Source organism: Kribbella sp. NPDC049227, assembly GCF_043197265.1.
Classification (GTDB): domain Bacteria; phylum Actinomycetota; class Actinomycetes; order Propionibacteriales; family Kribbellaceae; genus Kribbella.
The window spans coordinates 340,144-361,578 of the sequence record NZ_JBICST010000001.1 but is presented as its reverse complement, the minus strand read 5'-3'; the positions used below and the strand labels follow the sequence as shown (position 1 = coordinate 361,578).

21 protein-coding genes are annotated in these 21,435 nt (G+C 68.6%); 17 read left to right on the top strand and 4 right to left on the bottom strand.

The annotated features are described in order from the left end of the window. Positions 1 to 6: 6 nt before the first annotated feature. From ACGFH6_RS01890 to ACGFH6_RS01880, 3 genes are all read left to right on the top strand, one after another. The gene (locus ACGFH6_RS01890) at positions 7 to 1,005 is read left to right on the top strand and encodes a LuxR C-terminal-related transcriptional regulator (RefSeq protein WP_393379652.1); all 999 of its coding nucleotides are present in this window, start codon (positions 7 to 9) and stop codon (positions 1,003 to 1,005) included. A gap of 376 nt (positions 1,006 to 1,381) precedes the next feature. Beyond that, positions 1,382 to 2,167 (top strand): hypothetical protein, encoded by a 786-nt coding sequence (locus tag ACGFH6_RS01885; RefSeq protein WP_393379651.1) that lies wholly within the window; start codon positions 1,382 to 1,384, stop codon positions 2,165 to 2,167. A gap of 60 nt (positions 2,168 to 2,227) precedes the next feature. Beyond that, complete coding sequence (locus ACGFH6_RS01880; protein ID WP_393379649.1) at positions 2,228 to 3,211, top strand: LuxR family transcriptional regulator; 984 nt, start codon at positions 2,228 to 2,230, stop codon at positions 3,209 to 3,211. A 101-nt stretch (positions 3,212 to 3,312) separates the two neighbouring features. Here the strand turns inward: ACGFH6_RS01880 and proS are convergent, their stop codons facing one another. The 4 genes from proS to ACGFH6_RS01860 all read right to left on the bottom strand — a co-directional run bounded on the left by proS (position 3,313) and on the right by ACGFH6_RS01860 (position 8,709). Continuing rightward, entirely contained in the window at positions 3,313 to 4,725 is a 1,413-nt protein-coding gene (gene proS / locus ACGFH6_RS01875) for a proline--tRNA ligase (RefSeq protein ID WP_393379648.1), read from the bottom strand. A gap of 144 nt (positions 4,726 to 4,869) precedes the next feature. Further along, positions 4,870 to 7,089 carry an NADP-dependent isocitrate dehydrogenase gene (locus ACGFH6_RS01870; protein WP_393379646.1) on the bottom strand — a complete coding sequence of 740 codons (2,220 nt, stop codon included), beginning with the start codon at positions 7,087 to 7,089 and terminating at the stop codon, positions 4,870 to 4,872. Between the two features lie 78 nt (positions 7,090 to 7,167). After that, positions 7,168 to 7,842, bottom strand: coding sequence for a pentapeptide repeat-containing protein (locus ACGFH6_RS01865; protein WP_393379645.1), 675 nt, complete (start codon positions 7,840 to 7,842; stop codon positions 7,168 to 7,170). A gap of 30 nt (positions 7,843 to 7,872) precedes the next feature. After that, positions 7,873 to 8,709: an ROK family protein gene (locus ACGFH6_RS01860; RefSeq protein ID WP_393379643.1), complete on the bottom strand. Its 837-nt coding sequence runs from the start codon at positions 8,707 to 8,709 to the stop codon at positions 7,873 to 7,875. A gap of 105 nt (positions 8,710 to 8,814) precedes the next feature. Between ACGFH6_RS01860 and ACGFH6_RS01855 the strand changes: the two genes are divergently transcribed. The 14 genes from ACGFH6_RS01855 to ACGFH6_RS01790 all read left to right on the top strand — a co-directional run bounded on the left by ACGFH6_RS01855 (position 8,815) and on the right by ACGFH6_RS01790 (position 21,364). Beyond that, positions 8,815 to 8,952: an alpha/beta fold hydrolase gene (locus ACGFH6_RS01855; RefSeq protein ID WP_393379641.1), complete on the top strand. Its 138-nt coding sequence runs from the start codon at positions 8,815 to 8,817 to the stop codon at positions 8,950 to 8,952. A 64-nt stretch (positions 8,953 to 9,016) separates the two neighbouring features. Beyond that, a complete protein-coding gene (locus tag ACGFH6_RS01850) occupies positions 9,017 to 9,565 on the top strand; it encodes a hypothetical protein (protein WP_393379639.1) in 549 nt (182 codons plus the stop codon). Positions 9,566 to 9,618: 53 nt separating this feature from the next. Beyond that, positions 9,619 to 10,308, top strand: a complete 690-nt coding sequence (locus tag ACGFH6_RS01845; RefSeq protein ID WP_393379637.1) for a YcnI family protein — start codon at positions 9,619 to 9,621, stop codon at positions 10,306 to 10,308. Between the two features lie 2 nt (positions 10,309 to 10,310). Continuing rightward, positions 10,311 to 10,823 carry a copper resistance protein CopC gene (locus ACGFH6_RS01840; protein WP_393379635.1) on the top strand — a complete coding sequence of 171 codons (513 nt, stop codon included), beginning with the start codon at positions 10,311 to 10,313 and terminating at the stop codon, positions 10,821 to 10,823. After that, positions 10,820 to 11,812: a copper resistance D family protein gene (locus ACGFH6_RS01835; RefSeq protein WP_393379633.1), complete on the top strand. Its 993-nt coding sequence runs from the start codon at positions 10,820 to 10,822 to the stop codon at positions 11,810 to 11,812. Before ACGFH6_RS01840 ends, ACGFH6_RS01835 begins: the two co-directional genes overlap by 4 nt. Positions 11,813 to 11,858: 46 nt before the next feature. Further along, positions 11,859 to 12,344, top strand: a complete 486-nt coding sequence (locus ACGFH6_RS01830; RefSeq protein WP_393379631.1) for a MarR family winged helix-turn-helix transcriptional regulator — start codon at positions 11,859 to 11,861, stop codon at positions 12,342 to 12,344. Positions 12,345 to 12,467: 123 nt separating this feature from the next. Beyond that, a complete protein-coding gene (locus ACGFH6_RS01825) occupies positions 12,468 to 13,034 on the top strand; it encodes an NADPH-dependent FMN reductase (protein WP_393379630.1) in 567 nt (188 codons plus the stop codon). Positions 13,035 to 13,228: 194 nt separating this feature from the next. Then, entirely contained in the window at positions 13,229 to 14,761 is a 1,533-nt protein-coding gene (locus ACGFH6_RS01820) for an ABC transporter substrate-binding protein (protein WP_393379628.1), read from the top strand. Next, positions 14,762 to 15,700 carry an ABC transporter permease gene (locus tag ACGFH6_RS01815; RefSeq protein WP_393379626.1) on the top strand — a complete coding sequence of 313 codons (939 nt, stop codon included), beginning with the start codon at positions 14,762 to 14,764 and terminating at the stop codon, positions 15,698 to 15,700. Positions 15,701 to 15,978: 278 nt separating this feature from the next. Continuing rightward, positions 15,979 to 16,635 (top strand): ABC transporter permease, encoded by a 657-nt coding sequence (locus ACGFH6_RS01810; protein WP_393379624.1) that lies wholly within the window; start codon positions 15,979 to 15,981, stop codon positions 16,633 to 16,635. Next, the gene (locus tag ACGFH6_RS01805) at positions 16,632 to 18,221 is read left to right on the top strand and encodes an ABC transporter ATP-binding protein (RefSeq protein WP_393379622.1); all 1,590 of its coding nucleotides are present in this window, start codon (positions 16,632 to 16,634) and stop codon (positions 18,219 to 18,221) included. Before ACGFH6_RS01810 ends, ACGFH6_RS01805 begins: the two co-directional genes overlap by 4 nt. Beyond that, positions 18,218 to 19,264 (top strand): pyridoxal-phosphate dependent enzyme, encoded by a 1,047-nt coding sequence (locus tag ACGFH6_RS01800; protein ID WP_393379621.1) that lies wholly within the window; start codon positions 18,218 to 18,220, stop codon positions 19,262 to 19,264. Before ACGFH6_RS01805 ends, ACGFH6_RS01800 begins: the two co-directional genes overlap by 4 nt. A gap of 34 nt (positions 19,265 to 19,298) precedes the next feature. Beyond that, the gene (locus tag ACGFH6_RS01795) at positions 19,299 to 20,111 is read left to right on the top strand and encodes a Rossmann-like domain-containing protein (RefSeq protein ID WP_393379619.1); all 813 of its coding nucleotides are present in this window, start codon (positions 19,299 to 19,301) and stop codon (positions 20,109 to 20,111) included. Continuing rightward, positions 20,108 to 21,364, top strand: coding sequence for an MFS transporter (locus ACGFH6_RS01790; RefSeq protein WP_393379617.1), 1,257 nt, complete (start codon positions 20,108 to 20,110; stop codon positions 21,362 to 21,364). The genes ACGFH6_RS01795 and ACGFH6_RS01790 overlap by 4 nt, the downstream gene beginning before the upstream one ends. Positions 21,365 to 21,435 lie beyond the last annotated feature (71 nt).

Sequence of the window (21,435 nt, the reverse complement as noted above, 5' to 3'; positions counted from 1 at the left end):
TTGCAGATGCCAGTTGACGGGGAGGACAGGTCGCCGGGGGTCCTGAGGGTGGACGCGGAGACGGCGATCATCCTGCGGGAGGCGTACCACAAGATCGAGTCGCTCTACCGGGCGTCGCACTACGGCCTGTTCGACTACGTCCGCGCGGTGGCCGGGAAGATCGCCTCGGTCGACACCTTCTACGTGGGCTTCCTGCACGGGTCCAACCGGGTCCGGTACCCGTACGGCTACGACAGCGGACAGTACGACGATCCCGCCAGCCACATCTACGGGCCGAACGGGCAGACCGCGTGGCTGCTGCGTCAGCGTCAGACCTACCGCTTCGCCTACGACAACGGTGCCGTACTGCAGGCAGGTGTCCCGGCCGGCGACGTGTCCAAGCGGTCGGAGGATGCGGTGACCGTACCGATGTTCCGGCCCGGTCGCGACGGTGGAGCCGACGAGTTGTTCGGCATGATGTCGATGCACAGCTATCGCCCGAACAGCTACGACGACAACGCCGTACGGGCGTTTGAATGGCTCGCTGGAATGACTGCGCGGGTGCTCACCCGGGAGGCGGAGGACCGGGAGGCGCTGCGGCTGCTTCCGGCCGGGGCCGAGTCCCCGAACGTGCTCACCTCGGACTCGGTGATGGAGTACCTGTCGAACCGGATCGCCATCCTGAGAGCGCTTGCGCACGAGGCGATGGCGTCGACCGATGTCGCCGATCCCGCGCGGGACTCGCTCGGAAAACTGATCAAGGAGGCCGAGCAGACGCAGTCGGAGCTGATCGAGATGATGCTCGACGCGGACGACGGGCCCGAGCAACGGTTCGCGCTGCTGACTCCGACCCAGCAGAGTGTTGCGCTGCTCCTGGCCGAGGACCCCGGCAACACCCGGATCGCGACCGAGCTGGGCATCTCCGTCAACACGGTCAAGTCCCACCTCAGAACGATCCTGGGCAAGTACGAGCTGGCGAGCCGCGCCGAGGTGGCCGCCGACGTACGCCGGTATCTGGCCCGCTGACCAGGCCGGACGGCAAGTTTCCGGCCGAGGCGCGAGACTCGTAAACGACTACATCATCCCCGGGATGAGATTGAGGACACAACAACCTCATGCCGTGGGCGATAGGCAGGTCCTGACACGAGGTGGCACGGTGTAGTCAACGGGGGGAGGGAGAGGACGCCAGAAGAACTGCCGGGGGGTCGCCGATCTCACAGGGGGCTGCGGGATCGACAGACGCGGGGGCTCACAGGAATTGGCGTCCTGATCTGGTCGCGGGTGGTGAGGGGAGTTCGGCCGAGGCTTGGGAGGGCGACTCGGGAACTCGGACCCACACCACCCGCGACTTCTCTGCGTAATCGGCGTGCGCGGTGCTTGCGTGCGGTGAGAGAGTCGGGACGTGCCGACCACCGCGCCATCGGAACCCAGGGCCGTCGAGATCGCGTGTGACGAGTCCGGGTACGAGGGGGAGAAGCTCGTCGGCGGCGTGACCGACGTCTTCGCGCACGCGAGCGTGCGGCTGGACGAGCCGACCGCGGCGGCCTGCGTCGCCGAACTCCGGGCCCGGATCAAGTCGCCCGCGACCATGTACAAGGCCGGCCACCTGCTCCGGTCGAAGCACCGCGCGGTCCTGCTCTGGTTCCTCGGACCGGACGGCCCGCTGGAGGGCAACGCGCACGTGTTCCTGGTCGACAAGACCTACTTCCTCGTCTCCGGGCTGGTGGACTTCCTCGGCGCCCGGTCCGGGACGATCCGGTTCCTGTACGACGCCGGCCGTCGTACCGCGGAGGCGCGAGTCTTCCTGGAAGCGGCCAACGACTTCGTCCGGGCCGCCGACGAGTCGCCGATCCCGCGGCTGGATCCGTTGATGCCGGCGATCGTCCGGGCGGTCGAGTTCTGGACTGATGGCGGGCAAGAAGTCACGATCGCGCACGATCGGCAGACCACGTTGTCGGCCGAGCGGGTCGGCCGGTTGCAGGCGTCGACCGAGGGATTCGCCGCGCTGGAGCAGGTGGACTCTTTCACCGACCATCGCGTCCAGATCGCCGATTTCCTGGCCGGCATCACCCGCAAGATCGCCTCCGACCAGTTGCGGGGTGCCGACGATGCGGAGGTGAGTGCCCTGCTGGCGCCGTACCTGGACAAAACGTCGGTCTGGCCCGCCTGGGTCCGCCTGGCGGACTAGCACCTGGCAATATCCCGGCGGCGGCGTCATAGTCGAGTGATCGATTGAAGGGTCGACGTCGTGGAGGCAGACAAGTCCGCCCCGCTGAGGGTCGACGCGGAGACCGCGATCATCCTGCGCGAGGCATATCACAAGATCGAGGCGCTGTTCCGAGCCGATCACTACGGCCTGTACGACTACGTGCGGGTGGTGGCCGGCAAGGTCGCGCGGGTCGACGCGTTCTTCGTCGGTTTCCTCCAGGGCAGCAGCCGGGTCCGCTATCCCTACGGGCACGACGACGGCCGGTACGTCGACCCGGACACGCACAACTTCGGTCCGAACGGCCAGACCGCGTGGCTGCTGAAGCGGCGGCAGACGTACCGGTACGCCTACGACAACGGTGCCGCGCTGCATGCCGGCGTACCGATCGGTGATATCGGGCGGCGGTCCGAGGACGCGGTGACGGTGCCGATCTTCCGGCCGTCCAAGGATGGTCCGGACCAGTTGTTCGGGATGCTGTCGATGCAGAGCTACGAGCCGAACAGCTACGACGACAACGCCGTCCGTGCGTTCGAGTGGCTGGGCGGTGTGGTGGAGCGGGTGCTGACCCGCGAGGGCGAGGACCGGGAGGCGCTGCGGATGCTGCCGGCCGGTGACTCCGGTCCCAACCTGCTCACCTCCGACCACGTGATGGAGTACCTGACCCACCGGGTCGCGTCGATCCGCGAGATCGCGACCGAGGCGCTGAGCGAGTCCGAGCTGGCCGCGGCGGTCGAAGGCCATCTGCAGCGCATCGTCGACGCGACGGAGCACATCCAGTCCGAGTTGATCGAGATGCTGATGGACACCGACGAGGGTCCTGAGCGCCGGTTCACCAGCCTGACCAAGGCCCAGCAGAACGTCGCGGTCCTGCTCGTCGACGGCCTGGACAACGACCAGCTCGCGGCCGAGCTCGGGATCAGCCTGAACACGGTCAAGACCCACCTGAGCGCGATCCTGCGCAAGTACGGCATGGTCCATCGAGCCCAGGTCGCCGACGACGTCCGCAAGTACCTGGCGCGCTGACAGGTGGACGGCCAGGCCATCACAACGGGTTGTTCGCGGCAGTGCTCCGCGGGAGCCGAGCGCCGGCGCCCGATTGTGATGGCTTGGCGGTCCGTGCCGCGCTAGTAGGAGCGGGCGACAATCGCGGTCAGGCCGCTCTCGCTGTCCTCGGTCGGGAGCGTGCCGTCCGGGCGCTGCAGGCAGCGGACGGTGATGCCAGCCGTGGCCAGTCGGTCCTCGCCGTCTTCGCCGACCACGTCGTACGGCAGGCTGGCCCACCCGGTCGCGGCCGCCTCCAGGGCCTCGTCCACGGTGGAGACGGCCGTGGTCCGCGCGGTTTGGCGAGCGGCTGCCTCGGCCAGCAGGAGAGCCTGGTCCGCGTCCATCGCCGCGACCACGGTCGACGTGAGATCCGGCAGGCCGACAGTCTCCTTGCCGGATCCCCTCAGCCGACGTGCGACCGTCGCGACATTGCTGTCCAGGTCGCGAGGGCCGAGCTCGATGCGGACCGGGACGCCCTTCAGTTCCCAGTTCACCGCGCGCCGGCCGAACGGCTGATCGGTCCGATCGTCGACCTCGACGCGCAGACCGAACGCCGTCAGCTCGTCCGCGATCCCCCGAGCCGCCTCGAGCGTCTCCTCCCTGACCGCGAGTACGACGACCTGGGTCGGCGCGACGACCGGCGGCACGCGCAGGCCGGCGTCGTCACCGTGCACCATGATCATCCCGCCGACCATGCGTGTGGTGCTGCCCCAGGAGGTGGTCCAGGCGAGCTCACGCTGCCCGGCGCTCGACAGGAAGCCGATGTCGAAGGCACGGGCGAAGTTCTGGCCGAGTTCGTGGCACGTGCCCATCTGCAGGGCCTTGCCGTCACCGGTCATGGCTTCCAGGGTCATCGTGTTGACCGCCCCGGCGAACCGTTCCCGCCGTGTCTTCCGGCCGGGCACCACCGGGATCGCCAGCACGTTCACCATCACGTCGCGGTAGACGTCGTACAGGATCCTGGTGGCGAACGCGCGGGCGTCCTCGGCGGTCGCGTGCGCGGTGTGGCCCTCCTGCCACAGGAACTCCGTCGTCCGCAGGAACAACCGTGGCCGCAGCTCCCAACGAACCGCGTTGGCCCACTGGTTCAGCAGCAGCGGCAGGTCGCGATAGCTCTGGATCCACTTCGCCATGTACTCACCGATGACGGTCTCCGAGGTCGGACGGATCACCGCGGGCTCCTCGAGTTGCTTGCCTCCGGCATGCGTCACCACGGCGAGCTCGGGACTGAAGCCCTCCACGTGCTCGGCCTCACGGTGCAGGTAGCTCTCCGGGATCAGCAGGGGGAAGTACGCGTTGGCCGCTCCGGCCGCCTTGATCCGCTCGTCCAGTGTCGCCTGCAGCCGCTCCCAGATCCCGTACCCATACGGTCGGATGACCATGGTCCCCCGCACCGGCCCGTTCTCGGCGAGCTCGGCTTTGGCAATCACATCCTGGAACCATCGGGGAAAGTCCGTGGCCTGAGTGGCAAGCACGGATCGGGTTGCGGTCATGCCGGTCAGTGTAGGAAGGCGATCGCCGGAGCGGCCACGCATTAACAAGCAGCAACTCCCGGCGCCATGGTGGGCGCCGGGAGCTGCGAGAGACAACAGGACACCGTGACCGGGGCGGATGCTCGGTCCGCCCGGACGCGGACGTCAGAGCGAGCCGAGGGCGTCGTTCCAGGTCTTGGAGGGGCGCATGACGGCGGCGGCCTTGGCCGGGTCGGGCTGGTAGTAGCCGCCGAGGTCGACCGGGCTGCCCTGGACGGCGATCAGCTCGTCGACGATCGTCTGCTCGCTCGCCGTGAGCACCTCGGCCAGCGGGCCGAACGCCTTCGCGAGATCGGCATCGTCGGTCTGCTTGGCCAGCTCCTGGGCCCAGTACAGGGACAGGTAGAAGTGGCTGCCGCGGTTGTCGATGCCACCGACGCGACGGGTCGGCGACTTGTCCTCGTTCAGGAACGTCGCGGTGGCCCGGTCCAGGGTGTCGGCGAGGATCTGGGCGCGCGCGTTGCCGGTCGCCTGGGCCAGGTGCTCGAAGCTCGCGGCCAGCGCGAAGAACTCACCCAGGCTGTCCCAGCGCAGGTAGTTCTCCTTGACCAACTGCTGCACGTGCTTCGGTGCCGAGCCGCCGGCCCCGGTCTCGAACAGCCCGCCACCAGCCATCAGCGGCACGACCGACAGCATCTTCGCGCTGGTGCCCAGCTCGAGGATCGGGAACAGGTCGGTCAGGTAGTCGCGCAGTACGTTGCCGGTCACCGAGATGGTGTTCTCACCGCGGCGGATCCGCTCCAGCGAGAACCTGATCGCGTCGACCGGCGCGAGGATGCGCAGGTCCAGACCCTCGGTGTCGTGGTCGAACAGGTACTTCTGGACCTTGGAAATGATCTGAGCGTCGTGAGCGCGGGTCTCGTCCAGCCAGAACACCGCCGGGTCGCCGGTCGCCCGGGCCCGCGTGACGGCCAGCTTGACCCAGTCGCGGATCGGGGCGTCCTTGGTCTGGCAGGCGCGGAAGATGTCGCCGGCCGAGACGGTCTGCTCCAGTACGGCGTTGCCGGCCTCGTCGACGAGCCGGACGGTCCCGGTCGTCTGGATCTCGAAGGTCTTGTCGTGCGAGCCGTACTCCTCGGCCTTCTGCGCCATCAGGCCGACGTTCGGGACCGAGCCCATCGTGGACGGATCGAAGGCACCGTTGGCGCGGCAGTCGTCGAGCACGACCTGGTAGATCCCGGCGTAGCTGCTGTCCGGCAGCACCGCGAGCGTGTCGTGCTCCTGGCCGTCCGGTCCCCACATGTGGCCGGAGGTGCGGATCATGGCCGGCATCGACGCGTCGACGATGACGTCGGACGGGACGTGCAGGTTGGTGATGCCCTTGTCCGAGTCGACCATCGCCAGCGCCGGTCCGGCGGCCAGCTCGGCCTCGAACGACGCCTTGATCTCGGCGCCTTCGGGCAGCGACGCGATGCCGTTGAGGATGCCGCCGAGCCCGTCGTTCGGGGTCAGGCCGGCCTTGGCCAGTACGTCGCCGTACTGCGCGAACGTGTTCGGGAAGAAGGCGCGGACCACGTGGCCGAAGACGATCGGGTCGGAGACCTTCATCATCGTGGCCTTCAGGTGGATCGAGAACAGCACGTCGTCGGCCTTGGCCCGGGCGACCTGTGCGGTGAGGAACTCGCGCAGTGCGGCGACGTGCATCACCGACGCGTCGACGACCTCACTCGCCAGCACCGGCACCGACTCGCGCAGGACGGTCGTGGTGCCGTCGTCGCCGACCAGCTCGATCCGCAGCGAGCCGTCGGCCTCGATCACGGCCGACTTCTCGGTGGACCGGAAGTCGTCCTGGCCCATGGTGGCGACGTTGGTCTTGGAGTCCGCCGACCAGGCACCCATCCGGTGCGGGTGGGTCTTGGCGTAGTTCTTCACCGAGGCGGGGGCGCGGCGGTCCGAGTTGCCCTCGCGCAGCACCGGGTTCACCGCGGAGCCCTTGACCTTGTCGTAGCGGGCCTGGATCTCCCGCTCCGCGTCGGTCTTCGGCTCGTCCGGGTAGTCCGGCAGCGCGTAGCCCTGGGCCTGCAGTTCGGCGATCGCCGCCTTCAGCTGCGGGATCGAGGCCGAGACGTTCGGCAGCTTGATGATGTTGGCTTCCGGCGTCCGGGCCAGCTCGCCGAGCTCGGCCAGCGCGTCCGCGATCCGCTGGTCGTCCTTCAGGTACTCCGGAAAGAGGGCGATGATCCGGCCCGCCAGCGAGATGTCCCGGGTCTCCACCCCGACCCCGGCCTGCCCGGCGTACGCCTGGATCACCGGGAGGAACGAGTACGTGGCGAGCGCCGGAGCCTCGTCGGTGTGGGTGTAGATGATGGTCGAGTCGGTCACCACGTGCTCCACTTCAGGTCGGCAAGCTCCGCCCCCACCCTAATAGGCAGTCCGCCCCGCCCAGACCGGACGTGTCCATGCTCACGCTCCGTCGAGGTCGTCCGGGTGAGCGAGGGTGATCCCGGCCGCCGTGGTGACCGCGCTGGTGAAGGTCAGGGTGTCGATCGGGGAGGAGGCGGCCACGGTCGCGCCGGTCAGCGCGGTGAGGCCGCGGGCGGCGTCCCACGTGCAGTCGACGAAGACCGCCCCGGACGCCTTGACCTGGGAGAACTCCGCGCCGGTCAGGTCGCAGCCGCGGAACACGGCGCCGGTCAGGTCAGCGGAGACGAAGTCCGCGTTCTGCAGCCGGCAGTCGGAGAACTCCACCTTCACGAACTTCGCGAACCGGAACGAGCCGAAGTCGAGCACGCTGTCACGGATCGTGGCGTGCTGGATGCTCATCCCCGGCCCGGCGAACCCGGTCAGCCGGGACGAGTTGATCGCCACCCGGGTCAGGGCGGCATCCGACCAGCGGGCGTTCGCGACGTCACACTGGGACAGCTCCGCGTCGACCAGGATCAGCTTGTCCAGGTCCGACCCGGCCAGCTTGGCGCGGATCAGCCGGCAGCCGCTCAGCTCGAGATGCTCGGCGACGAGATCGCTCAGATCCACGTCCTCCAGGGACAGGTCGAGCAGCCTGGCCTCGTCCTCGATGTCCTCCGGCGTGGGCGAGGCGGACTCGAGCTGGGTGCGCAGCCGGGGCGCGGCGATCTTCATGGAGTGACCGTAGCCAGAGCCGTGGACAATTCAGTGCGAGCGCAGGTAGTGCGCTGCCGCGCCGATCAGCGCCGAGTGCTCGGTGTCCTCGGTGGGCGCGATGTCGAAGCCGAACACGTCCGCCACGATGTCGAAAGCCCCCGAGATCGAGCCGCCCAGCACGGTCTTCGTCGCCCCGAAGCGATCCAGCCAAGGGGTGAGTGCGGTCGCAAGATCACCGAAGGCTGTCAGCAGGGCGTCCTTCGCGGCGGCGTCACCGGCCCGCGCGTCCTCGGCGATCTCCTTGACCCCAGGTGCTTCGGTGCCTGTGCTTGCGAAGTACCTGCGCAGGATCGCCCGTCCGGAGATCGAGTCCTCCAGCGGCTTGCCGTCGTACTCCGTCTTGTAGAGCTCACCGCCGGGCGGGACGGTGCCGCCTTCGCGGACCACGTGGCCGTCGGCGAGGAACGCCGTACCGACGCCGGTGCCGATGGTGACGCCGACGCACCGCTCGACGCCGCGGACCTCGCCCGCGGTCCACTCGCCGACAGCGAACGCCTCGGCGTCGTTCATGAACATCAGCCGGTCCAGGGCGAGCTCAGCGCGCAGACTGTCGCCCAGGTTGTACCCGTACAGCTGGTCGAACTTGTCCTGGCCGCGATACCAGGCGACGCCGGTGGCGAAGTCGAACGGACCGGGCAGCGCCACCGCCAGACCGTTTGCCAGCGGCAACTTCCGGGCCGCCGCCGCCAACTGGGCGACGACCACCTCGGCCGCCTTCTGCGACGCGAGATTCGCTCGTTCCACCACGTTCACGAACCAGTCGTCCGGCGACACCACCGCCGCCGTCACGTGACTGCCCCCGATTTCCAGCACCGCTACGTCCATCCGGTCATCTTGACAGCAGCAGGGTGCGGCTGAGGGTCATGACGAGGAGTTGGACGCTCTGGCGCGGCTGCTGCCGGTGTACTTCAAAAACCTTCGAGGCGATCGATGCCAGCATCGCGGGAGCTGTCCGACGGGATCCCGGGCGCCGAACTGGTGGTACTGCGGGAGAGCGGCCATTTCGGCCACGTCGAGGAGCCGGCTGTGTTCCGGGACGCCGTACTGCGCTTCGTCGCTGCGCACTGAGGGAACCAGTCGGCAGCCCTGTCCGTAGAGTGTCTGGTACGAGTGACACTCGAGGGGATCGGGGATGCACGCCGAGAGCAGTGCGACACCCGTGGTCGCGGCGCTGAGCGTCGTGGTCGCGGTAGCCGGTCACGCGCTCGCGGGTGGAACCGTTGCCCTCCAATTGGCCTCGCCGCTACTAGCCCTGACTGCGGTCTGCTGGCTGCTGGGTGAGTACCTCGCCGGCGAACGCGCACTGTCCGTGGTCGTGCTCGCCGCGATCCAGCTGTTCGTCCACGTCACCCTGGACGCGGCCCACGAGCCGATGGCCATGCCGATGCACCACGGAGGCATGCCGCAGGGGATCGGCGGCAGTCTCGTCATGACTGCCGCGCACCTGACCGTCCTGCTCGCAGGCGTTCTCGCGATCACAGGGGCACAACGCTGGGTCCACCGAGTACTGCGGATCTTCGCGCGCTTCCTGCCGCGGCTGCCGATCCTGATTCCAGTCCGCCGGTACGCCGCCGTACTGCTCGTCGTACCGCCGTCACCGCGACTGGTTCAGCGGTGGCTCACCTCGAACGTCTCGCGGCGCGGACCGCCGGTCATCCGGGCGATCCCAGCGATGTCCTGACCGGCCGCATGCCTTCGCGGCCGGGTTGTCCCGTGTGACCGCGAAAGGTTCCCATGTCCAGAAAGTTCGCCCTGCGTGCTGTCGCGATCGTGGCGGCATCCACGCTTGTCCTGGCCGGCGCCGCCACCTCGGCGTCGGCCCACGTCACGGTGTCGTCGCCGGACGCCAAGCCCGGTGGGTACGCCAAGCTGGTGTTCCGCGTACCGACCGAGTCCGATACGGCCGCCACTACGAAGCTCGTTGTCTCGTTGCCCAAGGACCACCCGTTCGCCAGCGTCGGAGCGCAGGTGAAGCCCGGTTGGACGGTGGTGAAGACGACCGAGCAATTGCCCGCCCCGGTCAAGGTCGGCGACGTCACGCTGACCAAGGCGATTACCACCGTGACCTGGACTGCGACGGCCGGTGGGGTCCCGGCCGGCAACTTCGACGAGTTCTCCCTGTCCGTCGGGCGCATTCCGGACGGCGTCGACGCGCTGAGCTTCCCCGCAGTGCAGTCCTACAGCGATGGCGAGGTGGTCAAGTGGGACCAACTCGCCAAGGAGGGTGCTGACGAGCCGGAGCACCCGGCTCCGACGCTCGAGTTGGCCGCGCCGATCACGCCGGTCGCGGCAACGACCTCGGAGAGCGTGGACTCGTCGGATCCGCTGGCTCGCGTTCTCGGTGGCGCCGGCCTGCTGCTGGGCCTGATCGGCTTGGGCCTGGGACTCCGGGCCCGCAAGCCGGCTGGATCCGAGAAGGCATAGTCGTGCGCCGACTGATCGCAGTACTGGTGGCGTCGCTGCTCGCTCTGGTGGTTTCCACCGGGGTGGCGGCGGCGCACGCCAAGCTCGAGTCGATGACCCCGGCCGATGGTTCGTCCATGTCCGCACCGCCGACCAAAGTGGTGCTGACCTTCAGCGAGCCGATCGGCAGCAACGGCACGCAGGTGCAGGTCAAGTCGCCGTCCGGGACCAATGTGGCCACCGGCGACGTGCAGGTGATCGACAACACCGTGACCCAGCCGGTCGGCGCGATGGTCGACGCCGGCCGGTACCAGGTCGACGCCCGCGTGGTGTCGGCCGACGGTCACCCGATCACCGTCACCGGATCGTTCACCGTCACCCATGCCGGCCACCCGGCCACCCAACCGGGCGGTACGCCGACCGCCAGTCAGGACAGTGGCTCGAACACGGTCACGGTCGTGGCCCTGTGCCTGGTGATGCTGGTCGTGGTGGCGCTGGCGATCGTCATCGTGCGCCGCCGGCCTGCCTCGCAATGAGTTCGGCGAAACCGGCCGTCGCTGGTGGCATGGTTGCCGCCGGCATCGTGGTGATGGTCGTCGCCCTGCTCGCCGCCGGCGGTGCGCCGCAACCGTTGCCGGACGGTCTCATCGGTGCCGGAATGCCTTTGTCCTGGTCGGTTCCGGTACTGCGTTTCGTCGCAGATGCCGCCGCGGTGGCGACGGGCGGGGCGCTGGCAGCGGTCATACTGTTGCTTCCAGCAACTGATGGGAAACTGTCGCCGAAGGGTTTGCGGGCCTGCCAGGACGCGGCGATCGCAGCCGCGGTCTGGGCGGTGGCCAGTATCGGCGGGCTGATCACGACGGGCGCGGTGATCCTGGGGATCCCGTTGTCGCACCTTGCTGAGCATGCATCCGTGGCGGGGGAGCTCTTGCAGGTCAGGGCTCTTGCGGTGGCCGTCGTACTGACAGCGATTCTCGCAGTGGTCCTGAGTGGCTGCCGGACGGTCCGTGGCGCGCGGTTCGCGGCGGTGCTCACCGCAGCTGCACTGACCGGTCCGCTGCTCACTGGACACGGCGCGATCGAGCGAACGAATGTGTGGTCCGTCCTCGCGACCACCTCACTGGTCGTCCACGTCTTCGCTGCGACGGCGTGGATCGGCGGCCTGGGCGCCGTACTGCGGTATGCCCGGGATCAGCAGGCCGTCGAGCGGTTCAGCCGGCTCGCACTGGTCTGTGCGATCGCGATGGGCGTGACCGGGTTGCTGACCGCGGAGATCCACCTCGGAGGGCGGGACGACGGCTGGGCGCTGATCACGCAATGGGTCACCAGCGGGTACGGCGCTCTGGTGTTCGCGAAGACCGTGGCGTTCGCGATCCTGGTGCTGGTCGGGTGGTGGCATCGGCGGACGACGCTCCCGGAGTTGGCGGCCGGGGATCCGGCGGCGTTCCGGCGGTTGGCGGTTGTCGAGCTGCTGATCATGGCGGGGACCGTGGGCCTGGCCGTTGCCCTTTCGCGCACGCCGTGACTTGCTGACTCGGTGATATGTCAACAGATGTCCGTACACTGGGTGGATGACGGAACCACGGTGGCTGGATGCGCGTGAGGCGCGTCTGTGGGAGTCGTACCGTGACGCGCATCGCGAGCTGATGCGCGCCCTCGAGGCCCGGTTGATCGCGAACTCCGGGCTGTCCGGCGCAGACTACGCCCTGCTCCATCCGCTGTCCGTCGCGGAGGACGGCGTACTGCGCACCCGCGACCTGGGCAAGTCGGTCGGCTGGGAGCGCAGCCGGCTGTCGCACCAGGTCAGCCGGATGGAGAAGCGTGGCCTGGTCACCCGCGAGGAGTGCGAGTCGGACGCCCGCGGCTCGATGGTTCGGCTCACCGGCCTCGGCCGGAAGGCGATCGAGGCGGCCGCACCGGACCATGTCGACGCCGTCCGCAGCTACTTCTTCGATCACTTGAGTCCCGAGGAGCAAGGCCAGCTCGGCGTTCTCCTCGAGCGCGTTCTCACCGCGGTGCCTGCGAACCCGTGCGCGACACCGGACTGCGAGGAGTAGCTCACACCGGCGGTCCCAGCAGGTGAGAGCTCCGACCCTTGGGTTGACATGTCATCTCGATCGGCTATTTTGGTGATGCATCATCAAAGAGCCTCCGGGCCCCCTCTTCGTGAAGGAACAGTCATGCCCAAGATCGCGATCGTCCTCGGCAGCACGCGCCCGGGCCGCAACGGCGAAGCCGTGGCTCAGTGGGTGCTGGATCTCGCCAAGCAGCGCAGCGACGCGGAGTTCGAGCTGGTCGACATCGCCGACTACAAGCTGCCGCACCTGGACGAGGCCATGCCGCCGTCGATGGGCCAGTACAGCCAGCCGCACACGCACGCCTGGGCCGACAAGATCGCCTCCTTCGACGGGTTCGTCTTCGTCACCCCGGAGTACAACCACTCCACTTCCGGCGCGCTGAAGAACGCGATCGACTTCCTGTTCAAGGAGTGGAACGACAAGGCGGCCGGCTTCGTCAGCTACGGCGCGGTTGGCGGCGCCCGCGCGGTCGAGCACCTGCGTCTGGTGATGGGCGAGCTCAAGGTCGCCGACGTCCGCAACCAGGTCACGCTGTCGCTGGCCACCGACTTCAAGAACTACTCCGAGTTCACCCCGGCCGACTTCCACGAGCCCGAGGTCCACGCCATGCTCGACCAGGTGATCAGCTGGAGCAACGCCCTCGCCACTGTCCGAGCCTCCGCCGCCTGACCGTCCGCGTCTCTCGCCCGCCCCGGTGCTCTGCGCCGGGGCGGGCTTTCGGATTTTGGTGGTGACTCCCGGTATGCGGAAGTGACACGCCGTCACGGAGAGCAGTCGAAGGACGGGGTCGGAAGAATGATGGCGTCGGGTTCGGATGCGCGCTGGATTTGACAATCGTTTTCACTAACGTGAGGATGTGGCGCGTGTCCGATGCTCTGAACAGACGCGGGTTCCTGGGGCTGGCCGGTGCATCGGCACTGGCCGGACTGACCGGTTGCGGCGCCGATGGCGAGGCCGCGGCTCAACCGAAGAACGGCGGCCGGCTGCGGGCGGTGTACGCCGGTGGCGGTGCCAAGGAGGTCCTCGATCCGCACGTCCAGAGCCTGTTCGTGGACATCGCGCGGCACAAGGCGACGTACGAGAAGCTGGTCGAGCTGGGGCCCGATCTGAAGCCGGTGGGGCGGCTGGCCGAGAAGTGGGAGCACGACGGACAGGCGACGACTTGGCGGTTCAGCCTCCGGGATGCGACGTTCCATGACGGCGGCAAGCTGACCAGCGAGGACGTGCTCTACAGCCTCGCGCGGACCGCCGACCCGGCCGTGCCCGAGCGTGTCGCCCAGTCGTCGCTCGCGACCCTGGATCTGCGGCGCAGCCGGGCCGTCGATGCGCGCACGGTCGAGCTGAGGCTGACCGCGCCGAACGCGGAGTTCCCTGCCCTGCTGGCGGGAATCGGGACCCAGATCGTGCGGGACGGATTCAAGGATCCGGCGAAACCGGTCGGCACCGGCCCGTTCCGGTGCGTCTCGTTCGAGGCCGGCCGGTCGATGATCGCGAACCGGTACGACGACTACTGGGACGAGCCGGCCCGGATCGAGGAACTGCACATCCTCTCCGCCGACTCCGAGGCCCGGGCGAACGCCGTACAAGGCGGACAGGCGGAGTACGCGAACGACATGACCGCGACCTTCGCGCGGACCGTGTCAGCCGGGCGGACGGTGCGGATCGTGCCTGCCAAGGCCAGCACGCTGCAGGCGTTCGTCATGAAGGTGGATCAGCCGCCGTTCGACAACCCGGACGTGCGGATGGCGTTCAAGCTGCTCGCCGACCGGCAGCGGCTGGTCGACGTGGTGCTCGCCGGGCGGGGTGAGGTCGGCAACGACCTGTTCGGCAAGGGATATCAGTACTATCCGGCCGATCTGGCGCAGCGGGAGCGGGACGTCTCGGAGGCCAAGGCCCTGCTGAGGAAGGCCGGGATGGTGAACAAGGAGATCGAGTTCCTGACCGCGGATGCGTCCGCCGGGTTCGTCGAGTCGGCCACGCTGTTCGCGGAGCAGGTCGCCGAGGCCGGGGTGAAGCTCAAGGTGGTCCCGGGGAGTGCGCAGACGTATGCGAAGGACCTGCTCACGAAGGGTGTCATCGGCAACCATCGGTCCGGCGCGATGCCGATTCCGCAGTACGTCACGGATCGGCTGCTGAGTACGTCGCCGTTCAATGTGACGCATTGGCGCCGGCCTGCCTTCGATGCTGCGTTTGCGACTGCGCAGCGGCTGACGGACGAGGGTGCGCGGTCGGCGAAGTACGGCGAACTCCAGGGGACGCTGCGGGATGAGGGCGGCATTCTCGCGTGGGGGCTGCCGGATTATCTGGTTGCGGTGTCGGCGACGGTGCAGGGCGTGCAGGCGGTGCCGCCGAACACCCTGGACTCCGGCCGGTTCGACAAGGTGTGGCTGGCCTGAATGCAGTCGTACGCCGGACAGCGGGCTGTGCTCGCCGTCGTTCAGTTGGCTGTGCTCTCGGTGCTGGTGTTTGCGCTGACCGCCTTGCTGCCTGGGGATGCGGCGGACATGCGGTTCACCGAGACGTTGACGCCGGATCAGGTCTCGCGGCTGCGTGCTGAGCTCGGGCTCGATCAGCCTTTGGCGGAACGGTTTGCCGATTGGTTCGGCAACGTGCTGAGGGGCGATCTGGGTACGTCGTTGATCAGCGGGGGACCGGTGGTCGACATCGTGAAGAGCTCGGTGGGAGCGACGCTGGTGCTGACGCTGGCCACGCTCGCTGTTGTCGTACCGCTGGCTGTTGCCCTCGGCATCGTGATGGGAACGCGGGAGAACGGGCGGCTTGATCGGGCGATCACATCGGTGACGCTGGCGTTGAGTGCGATCCCGGACTTCGTGATCGCGGTGTTGCTGGTGGCGGGGTTCTCCCTGAAGCTCGGGTGGTTGCCGGCGACCTGGATCGGCGGGTCTCTGCTGGCTTCCCCGGGGTTGCTCGTCTTGCCGGTCGCGGTGCTACTTGGGCGCACGGTCTGCTTGTTGTCACGCCAGGTCCGTGCGGGGACGATCACGGCGCTGCACGCGGAGTACGTCGTACAGGCGCGGCGGCTCGGGGTTCCGCGACGGCGGTTGCTGTTGCGGCACGTGCTGCCGAACGCCGCGGTCCCCGGGGTGCAGGAGTTGGCGCGGACCGGCGACACGTTGCTGGGCGGGGTCCTCGTGGTGGAAGCAATCTTCGCAATCCCCGGCTTCGCCACCGCCCTGGTAGACGGCGTCGAAACCCGTGATGTCCCAGTAGTTCAGGGTCTGACCCTGGTCCTCGCTGTAGCAGCCTTGCTCCTCAACCTCGCCGCCGACCTGGTCTGCAACCGCCTGGTCCCTCGAACGGAACTACTCCGATGAACCACTCCCGCGATCGCCGGCTCGGCGCCCGGCCCAACCGGCCCGAGGCACCCGCCGCTCGGTGGCGTACGCGTGCCGGCGTCCTCGGATGGTCGCGTGCGGTCGGTGGGCGGCGCGTGGCTTCTGGGAGAGATGGGGGCGTCGGGCGGGTCTCGGTCGTTGTGGCGGTGGGGTTGGTTGGGGTTCCTGTGGCGGTTGCGGTGTTCGGGCCTCTGGCGCGGGTTCGGGTGGAGGCGGGGTTGCCCTACACGTCGGAGGGGGTTTTGGGGACGGATGGGTTGGGGCGGGATGTGCTGCAACTCCTGCTGGTTGGTGGGCGGACAGCGCTGGGGATGGCGATCGGCGCGGTGGTGATCGCGTATGTGATCGGTGGGTTGATCGGGCTGGTGGCTGCGTCGACGCGGCACCGGTGGTTGGACGAAGGGTTGATCCGGCCGCTCGACGTACTGCTGCCATTGCCTTCGCTGCTCGTGATCAGCGTGGTCGCGGTCGGGTGGCGGGCGTCCGCACTGGCGATCACGCTGGCCGTTGCCCTGGTCAACGTTCCGACCGTTGCCCGGCTGGTGCGGGCGGCGGCGCTGGACGCTGCGAGCAGTCCGGTTGTCGAAGCCCTCCGCATGCAGCGCGAGTCCTGGTTCACCATTCACCTCGGGTACGTCGGACGCTCCGTCCTCGGACCGGTCGCCGCCGACCTCGGCACCCGCATCACGCTCGCCGTGTTCCTGGTTGCCTCGGTCAACTTCCTGGGTCTCGGTCTGAGTCCCACCGCTCCCGACTGGGCCGTCAGCATCTCCCGCAACCGCGAAGGTCTCCTCCTCCAACCGTGGTCGGTCCTGGCCCCCGCCCTCCTCCTGGTCTCGTTCACTCTCGGCTTCAACCTCCTCGCCGACCGTCTCCTCCACTACTCCCGCCACCCCACCGAGGCGACCCAATGACCACCCCATCCACCGACCTGCCGGGTGGGACCGGGCTGGGGGTGGTGGCGCGGGTCAGGGAGCTCGGGGCGTTTGCCGGGTCTGCCGTTCTGGTGGACGGGGTTTCGTTCGAGGTGGTGGTGGGGGAGGTCACGGCCTTGGTGGGGGCTTCGGGGTCGGGGAAGACCACTTCGGCGCTGGCGTTGTTGGGGGAGTTTGGGGAGGGGGTTCAGCTGGAGGGGAGGGTCGAGGTTGCTGGAGAGGTTGTTGTTGATGGCAACGGGGTGACGACGGCGGCTGCCCGGATCCGGGGGCGGGTGGTGGCGTACATGCCTCAGCATCCGGGGAGCGCGCTCAACCCGGCGCGGCGGATTGGTACGACGTTGCGGGAGCTCGAGGGGCTGCATCATCGTGGTGAATCGGTGGTCCCCGGAGCGCTCAGGGCGGCACAGTTGCCGGGGGATCGCGAGACATTGCGGCGGTTTCCGCATCAGTTCTCGGGTGGGCAGCGGCAGCGGGTCGCACTTGCACAGGCGTTGACGTGCCGCCCGAAGGTGCTGGTTCTGGACGAGCCGAGCACCGGCCTCGACTCGATCACCCGGCTGCAGTTGGTCCACGAGCTGAGGGAACTCGCCGCCGACGGGCTCGGGATCTTGTTGCTGAGTCACGATCTCGATCTGGTCCGCGCGCTCGCCACCCGCGTGGTGGTGCTGTCCGCCGGCCGGGTGATCGACTCCGGCGGTCCCGACGTACTCCCGGAAGCACCAGACCTCGGGCGATCGGGAACCACCAGCCTCGGGCATCCGTTGCTCCAGGCAATGAACCTGTCCGCGTCGCTGCGTCCCCGCGGCCGTGACCCCATCCTGCACGAGATCGACCTCGCCGTCCGCCCGGGCGCGTGCGTGGGCGTCGTCGGCCGTTCCGGCAGTGGCAAGACCACGTTGGCCCGCTGCCTGGCCGGCCTGCACGAGCGCTACGCCGGCCGGCTCCTCCTCGACGACGAGTCACTACCCGTCCTGCGCAAGCGATCACGCACCCAGAACCGCCGCATCCAGTACGTCTGGCAAGAGGTCCGCGGCTCGTTCGACGAACGCCGCCCGGTCGACCAGCAGGTCGCCCGGACAGCCCAACGCCTTCGCGGTCTCGACCCCGAGCAGGCCCACGCCGAAGCCGTCGCCACCCTGGCCCGCCTCGGCGTCTCCGCGATGACCGCGGCCCGTACGCCGAGCCGCCTCTCCGGTGGTGAGCTGCAACGAGCCGCGCTCGCCCGGGCCGTCCTCGCGCACCCCGACGTACTGATCTGCGACGAGATCACCACCGCGCTGGACGATCACGGTACGGCGCTCGTCGTCGATCTGCTGACGGAGCTGAAGGACCGCGGCACCGCGCTGATCTGGATCGGCCACGACCTCGGCCTGGTCGCGGCGGTCTCGGACCACGTCCTGGTGATCGACGCCGGTCGCGTGGTGGAGCAAGGACCATCCGCGACCGTGATGACCCAACCACACCACGAACTGACCCGGCGGCTGGTGAGGGCCGCCTCGATCGGTCACCCACAATCTCCGCCCGTGCTGACACTCGACACGAGGAGCGAACCGCGCCGATGACGCGACTGCACGACCACCTGGCGGAGGCGATCAAGGACCCGGATCCGATCCGCGTCGGGGATCACCTGATCTGCCTGCGGTTCGAGACGATGAAGGTGTACTCCGCGCTCGGCGCCGTACGGCACCTGCTGGAGACCGGCGCGGTCCGGCCCGGCGACACGCTGATCGACAGCTCGAGCGGGATCTACGCGCACGCGCTGGCGCTGGCCTGTCACCGGTACGGGATGAAGTGCCACATCGTCGGCTCGACCACCGTCGACCGGACGCTGAGGATCCAGCTGGAGATCCTCGGCGCGACCGTCGAGCAGGTGCCGTCGTCGAACAACCTGCAGCTCGACCAGAACCTCCGGGTCCGCCGGATCGGCGAGATCCTGCGCGACAACCCGTCGTACCACTGGATGCAGCAGTACCACGACGACATCCACTACCTCGGGTACGGCGCGGTGGCGGATCTCGTGGCCGAACTGGTGCCGGCCGGCCCGCTGTGTCTCGTCGGAGGGGTCGGGACCGGGGCGTCGACAGGCGCGATCGCGGAGTACCTGCGGGATCGCGGCCGGGACGTGAACCTGGTCGGCGTGCAGCCGTTCGGCAGCATCACCTTCGGCGCCGGGCACACCCAGGATCCGGAGATGATCATCGCGGGGATCGGCAGTTCGATCGAGTTCCGCAACGTCCGGCACGAGCTGTACGACCGGCTGCACTGGGTGTCGTTCGACTACGCGATGTCGGCCGCGGTGGACCTGCTGCGGACGTCCGGGGTGTTTGCCGGCCTGTCCGCGGGAGCGGCGTACCTCTCGGCGCTGTGGGAACACAACTGCGACAGCAGCCGCAAGCATGTGTTCCTGGCCGCCGACACCGGGACGCGGTACGTCGAGTCCGCGTTCGCCCGGCACGCCGATGCCCGGCCGATGGAGTCGATGCGGCCGCGCGAGGTCGACTCGCTGGACCAGCTCGCGGTGCCGTGGTCGGCGATGTCGTGGGACCGCCGCGAATCCGCCCGGACACGGCGCGAGGAGTTTCCATCTGCGACTCCGTCGCATTAGTCTCTGGTCTGACCGACGACCGAAAGGCTGGCCGATGACCGCTTCCGTGGCTGCGCTCACCTCCTCCGTCCTCGCCGGTTCATCGGGCCCGGATCCGTCGACGTTGTCCGTCACGAGCGCGTTCTGGTTGCATCACACGACGCGGCTGCCGGGAGCCGAGGTGACGTACCGGAACCACTACGTCCTGCTCCGCGTGGGCGAGGTGTTCGGTGCCTGCTCCTTCGAGGCGGGTGAGCTCGATCCGTCGTACTGCGCGGATGCGTCCGGGGTCTCGCTGGACGACTTGATCGCGGATGGTCCGTTGCCGGTGAGGATCGCGGCGCTGGACGCCTATCTCGCCTCGGTGGAGCCGCATCACTCGGCGTCCGGAGCCGAGGAGATCGTGCTCCCCGCCGGTACGCCGGACCTCCGCGCACGGGCCCGGGATGCGGCGGTGGCCGGGCTGCTCGACGTTCGACCGGGCTGGAAGGTCGCGTTGATCGGGGTGGTGAACCCACTGGTCGACGCGATCAGCGAGCGAGGTGGGATCTGCCTGCCCTGCGACTTCAACCTGCGCGAGACCGCATCCGGGCTGCCGGTTTCGCGGGACATGACCGAGGTCGTCGATGCCGCCGACGCCGTCGTGGCGACCGGGATGACCTTGTCCAACGGGAGTTTCGACGTACTCCTGGACCGTTGCCGCCAGCAATCGAAGCCGCTGGCGATCTACGCGCAGACCGGCAGCGCCGTGGTCCGCGCCTTCCTGGGCTCCGGAGTCACCGCCCTCTCCGCCGAGCCCTTCCCCTTCTCCCAGTTCAGCGCCCGCCCCACCACCCTCTACCGCTACCCCTCCAGGACGGACACATGAGCAGCCCCAGTCAGAACCCGGCGATCGCCGCACAGGTCGTCGGCGGGCGACCGGCAGACGTGCCAGGCGATCTGTGGATGGCGCGGCGGTTGTGGCCGTTCTTGGTGGCTTCGGCGGTGAGTCTGATTCCGTTCACGGTGTTCGGGATGTACCTGGTGCCGATCGCGGCCGCGGCTGATGGGGATGTGGCCGAGGTTGGAGGGTTGCGCGGCCTGGGTGGGTTGGCCGCGTTGGTGGTCGGGTTCTTGGTGGCGCCATTGATCGACCGGTTGGCGCGGGAGTTGGTGGCTGCGGGTGGGCTGGCATTGCTGGGGGTCTCGGCGGCACTTGGTGCTGTGGGCAACGTGTTTGCGCTGGCGGCGTTCTGTTTGCTGATCGGGGCATCCACCTCGATCCTGGCGCCGTCGATCGGTGCGGCCGCGGCTGATCGGTTCACGTCCCCGGTGGCGGCTGGGCGGGCCGCGACGCTCGTGTCCGCGACCACCTCGATGATGGCGATGCTGGCTGCGCCGGTTCTCGCCGTACCAGGGCTGCTGTGGGGCTGGCGGGGCAATCTGCTCGCCGCATCGGTCGTCTCGCTGGCGTTGTCGGCCGCGTTCTTCTGGCGTGGTCGCGGCCGGAAGGCACCGCTGCGGGCCGGCGGCAACGAGCGGCTGAGCTACCTCACGACGTACCGCGAGCTGGGCAGGATCCCCGGCGCCCTGCCGCTGCTCGTGGTCGCGATGCTGCGGACGGCTGCCTTCATGGGCTACCTGGCGTACCTCGCCGCCTTCTACGACGAGAAGTTCGACCTCGCCCCGGGCTGGTTCGCGCTCGTCTGGTCGCTGAGTGGCGCCTCGTTCTTCCTCGGCAACCTCCTGGCCGGCCGCTACATCGCGCTCGAACGTCCGTGGATCGGCCCGGAGAAGATGCTGCTCATCGGCCTCGGCGTCGCGCTGACCAGCGTCGCGCTCTTCTACTTCTCGCCGACGCTCCCGCTGACTCTCCTCCTGACCGCACTCCTCGGCGCCAGCCACGCGGCCGTCGCCGCCTGTGTCACCACTCTTCTGGTCCGCCGCAGTGGAGATCTCCGTGGCTCGGCCCTCAGCGTCAACGCCGCCGGGATGAGCCTCGGTACGTTCCTCGGTGCGGCCATCGGCGGTCTCGGCCTCGGGCTCGGCGGCTACCCGGGCACAGCGCTGGCTTTCTCCGCGATCACGCTGATCGCAGTCCTCTTCGCCGTCCGGGTACGCCGCGCACCGACCCTGACCTGACCCCCGGCCGTCAGCGAATCGATCCGGAAGATTCAGGCTCCGTTTCGGGCCTGTCTCGATATATCGTTCGG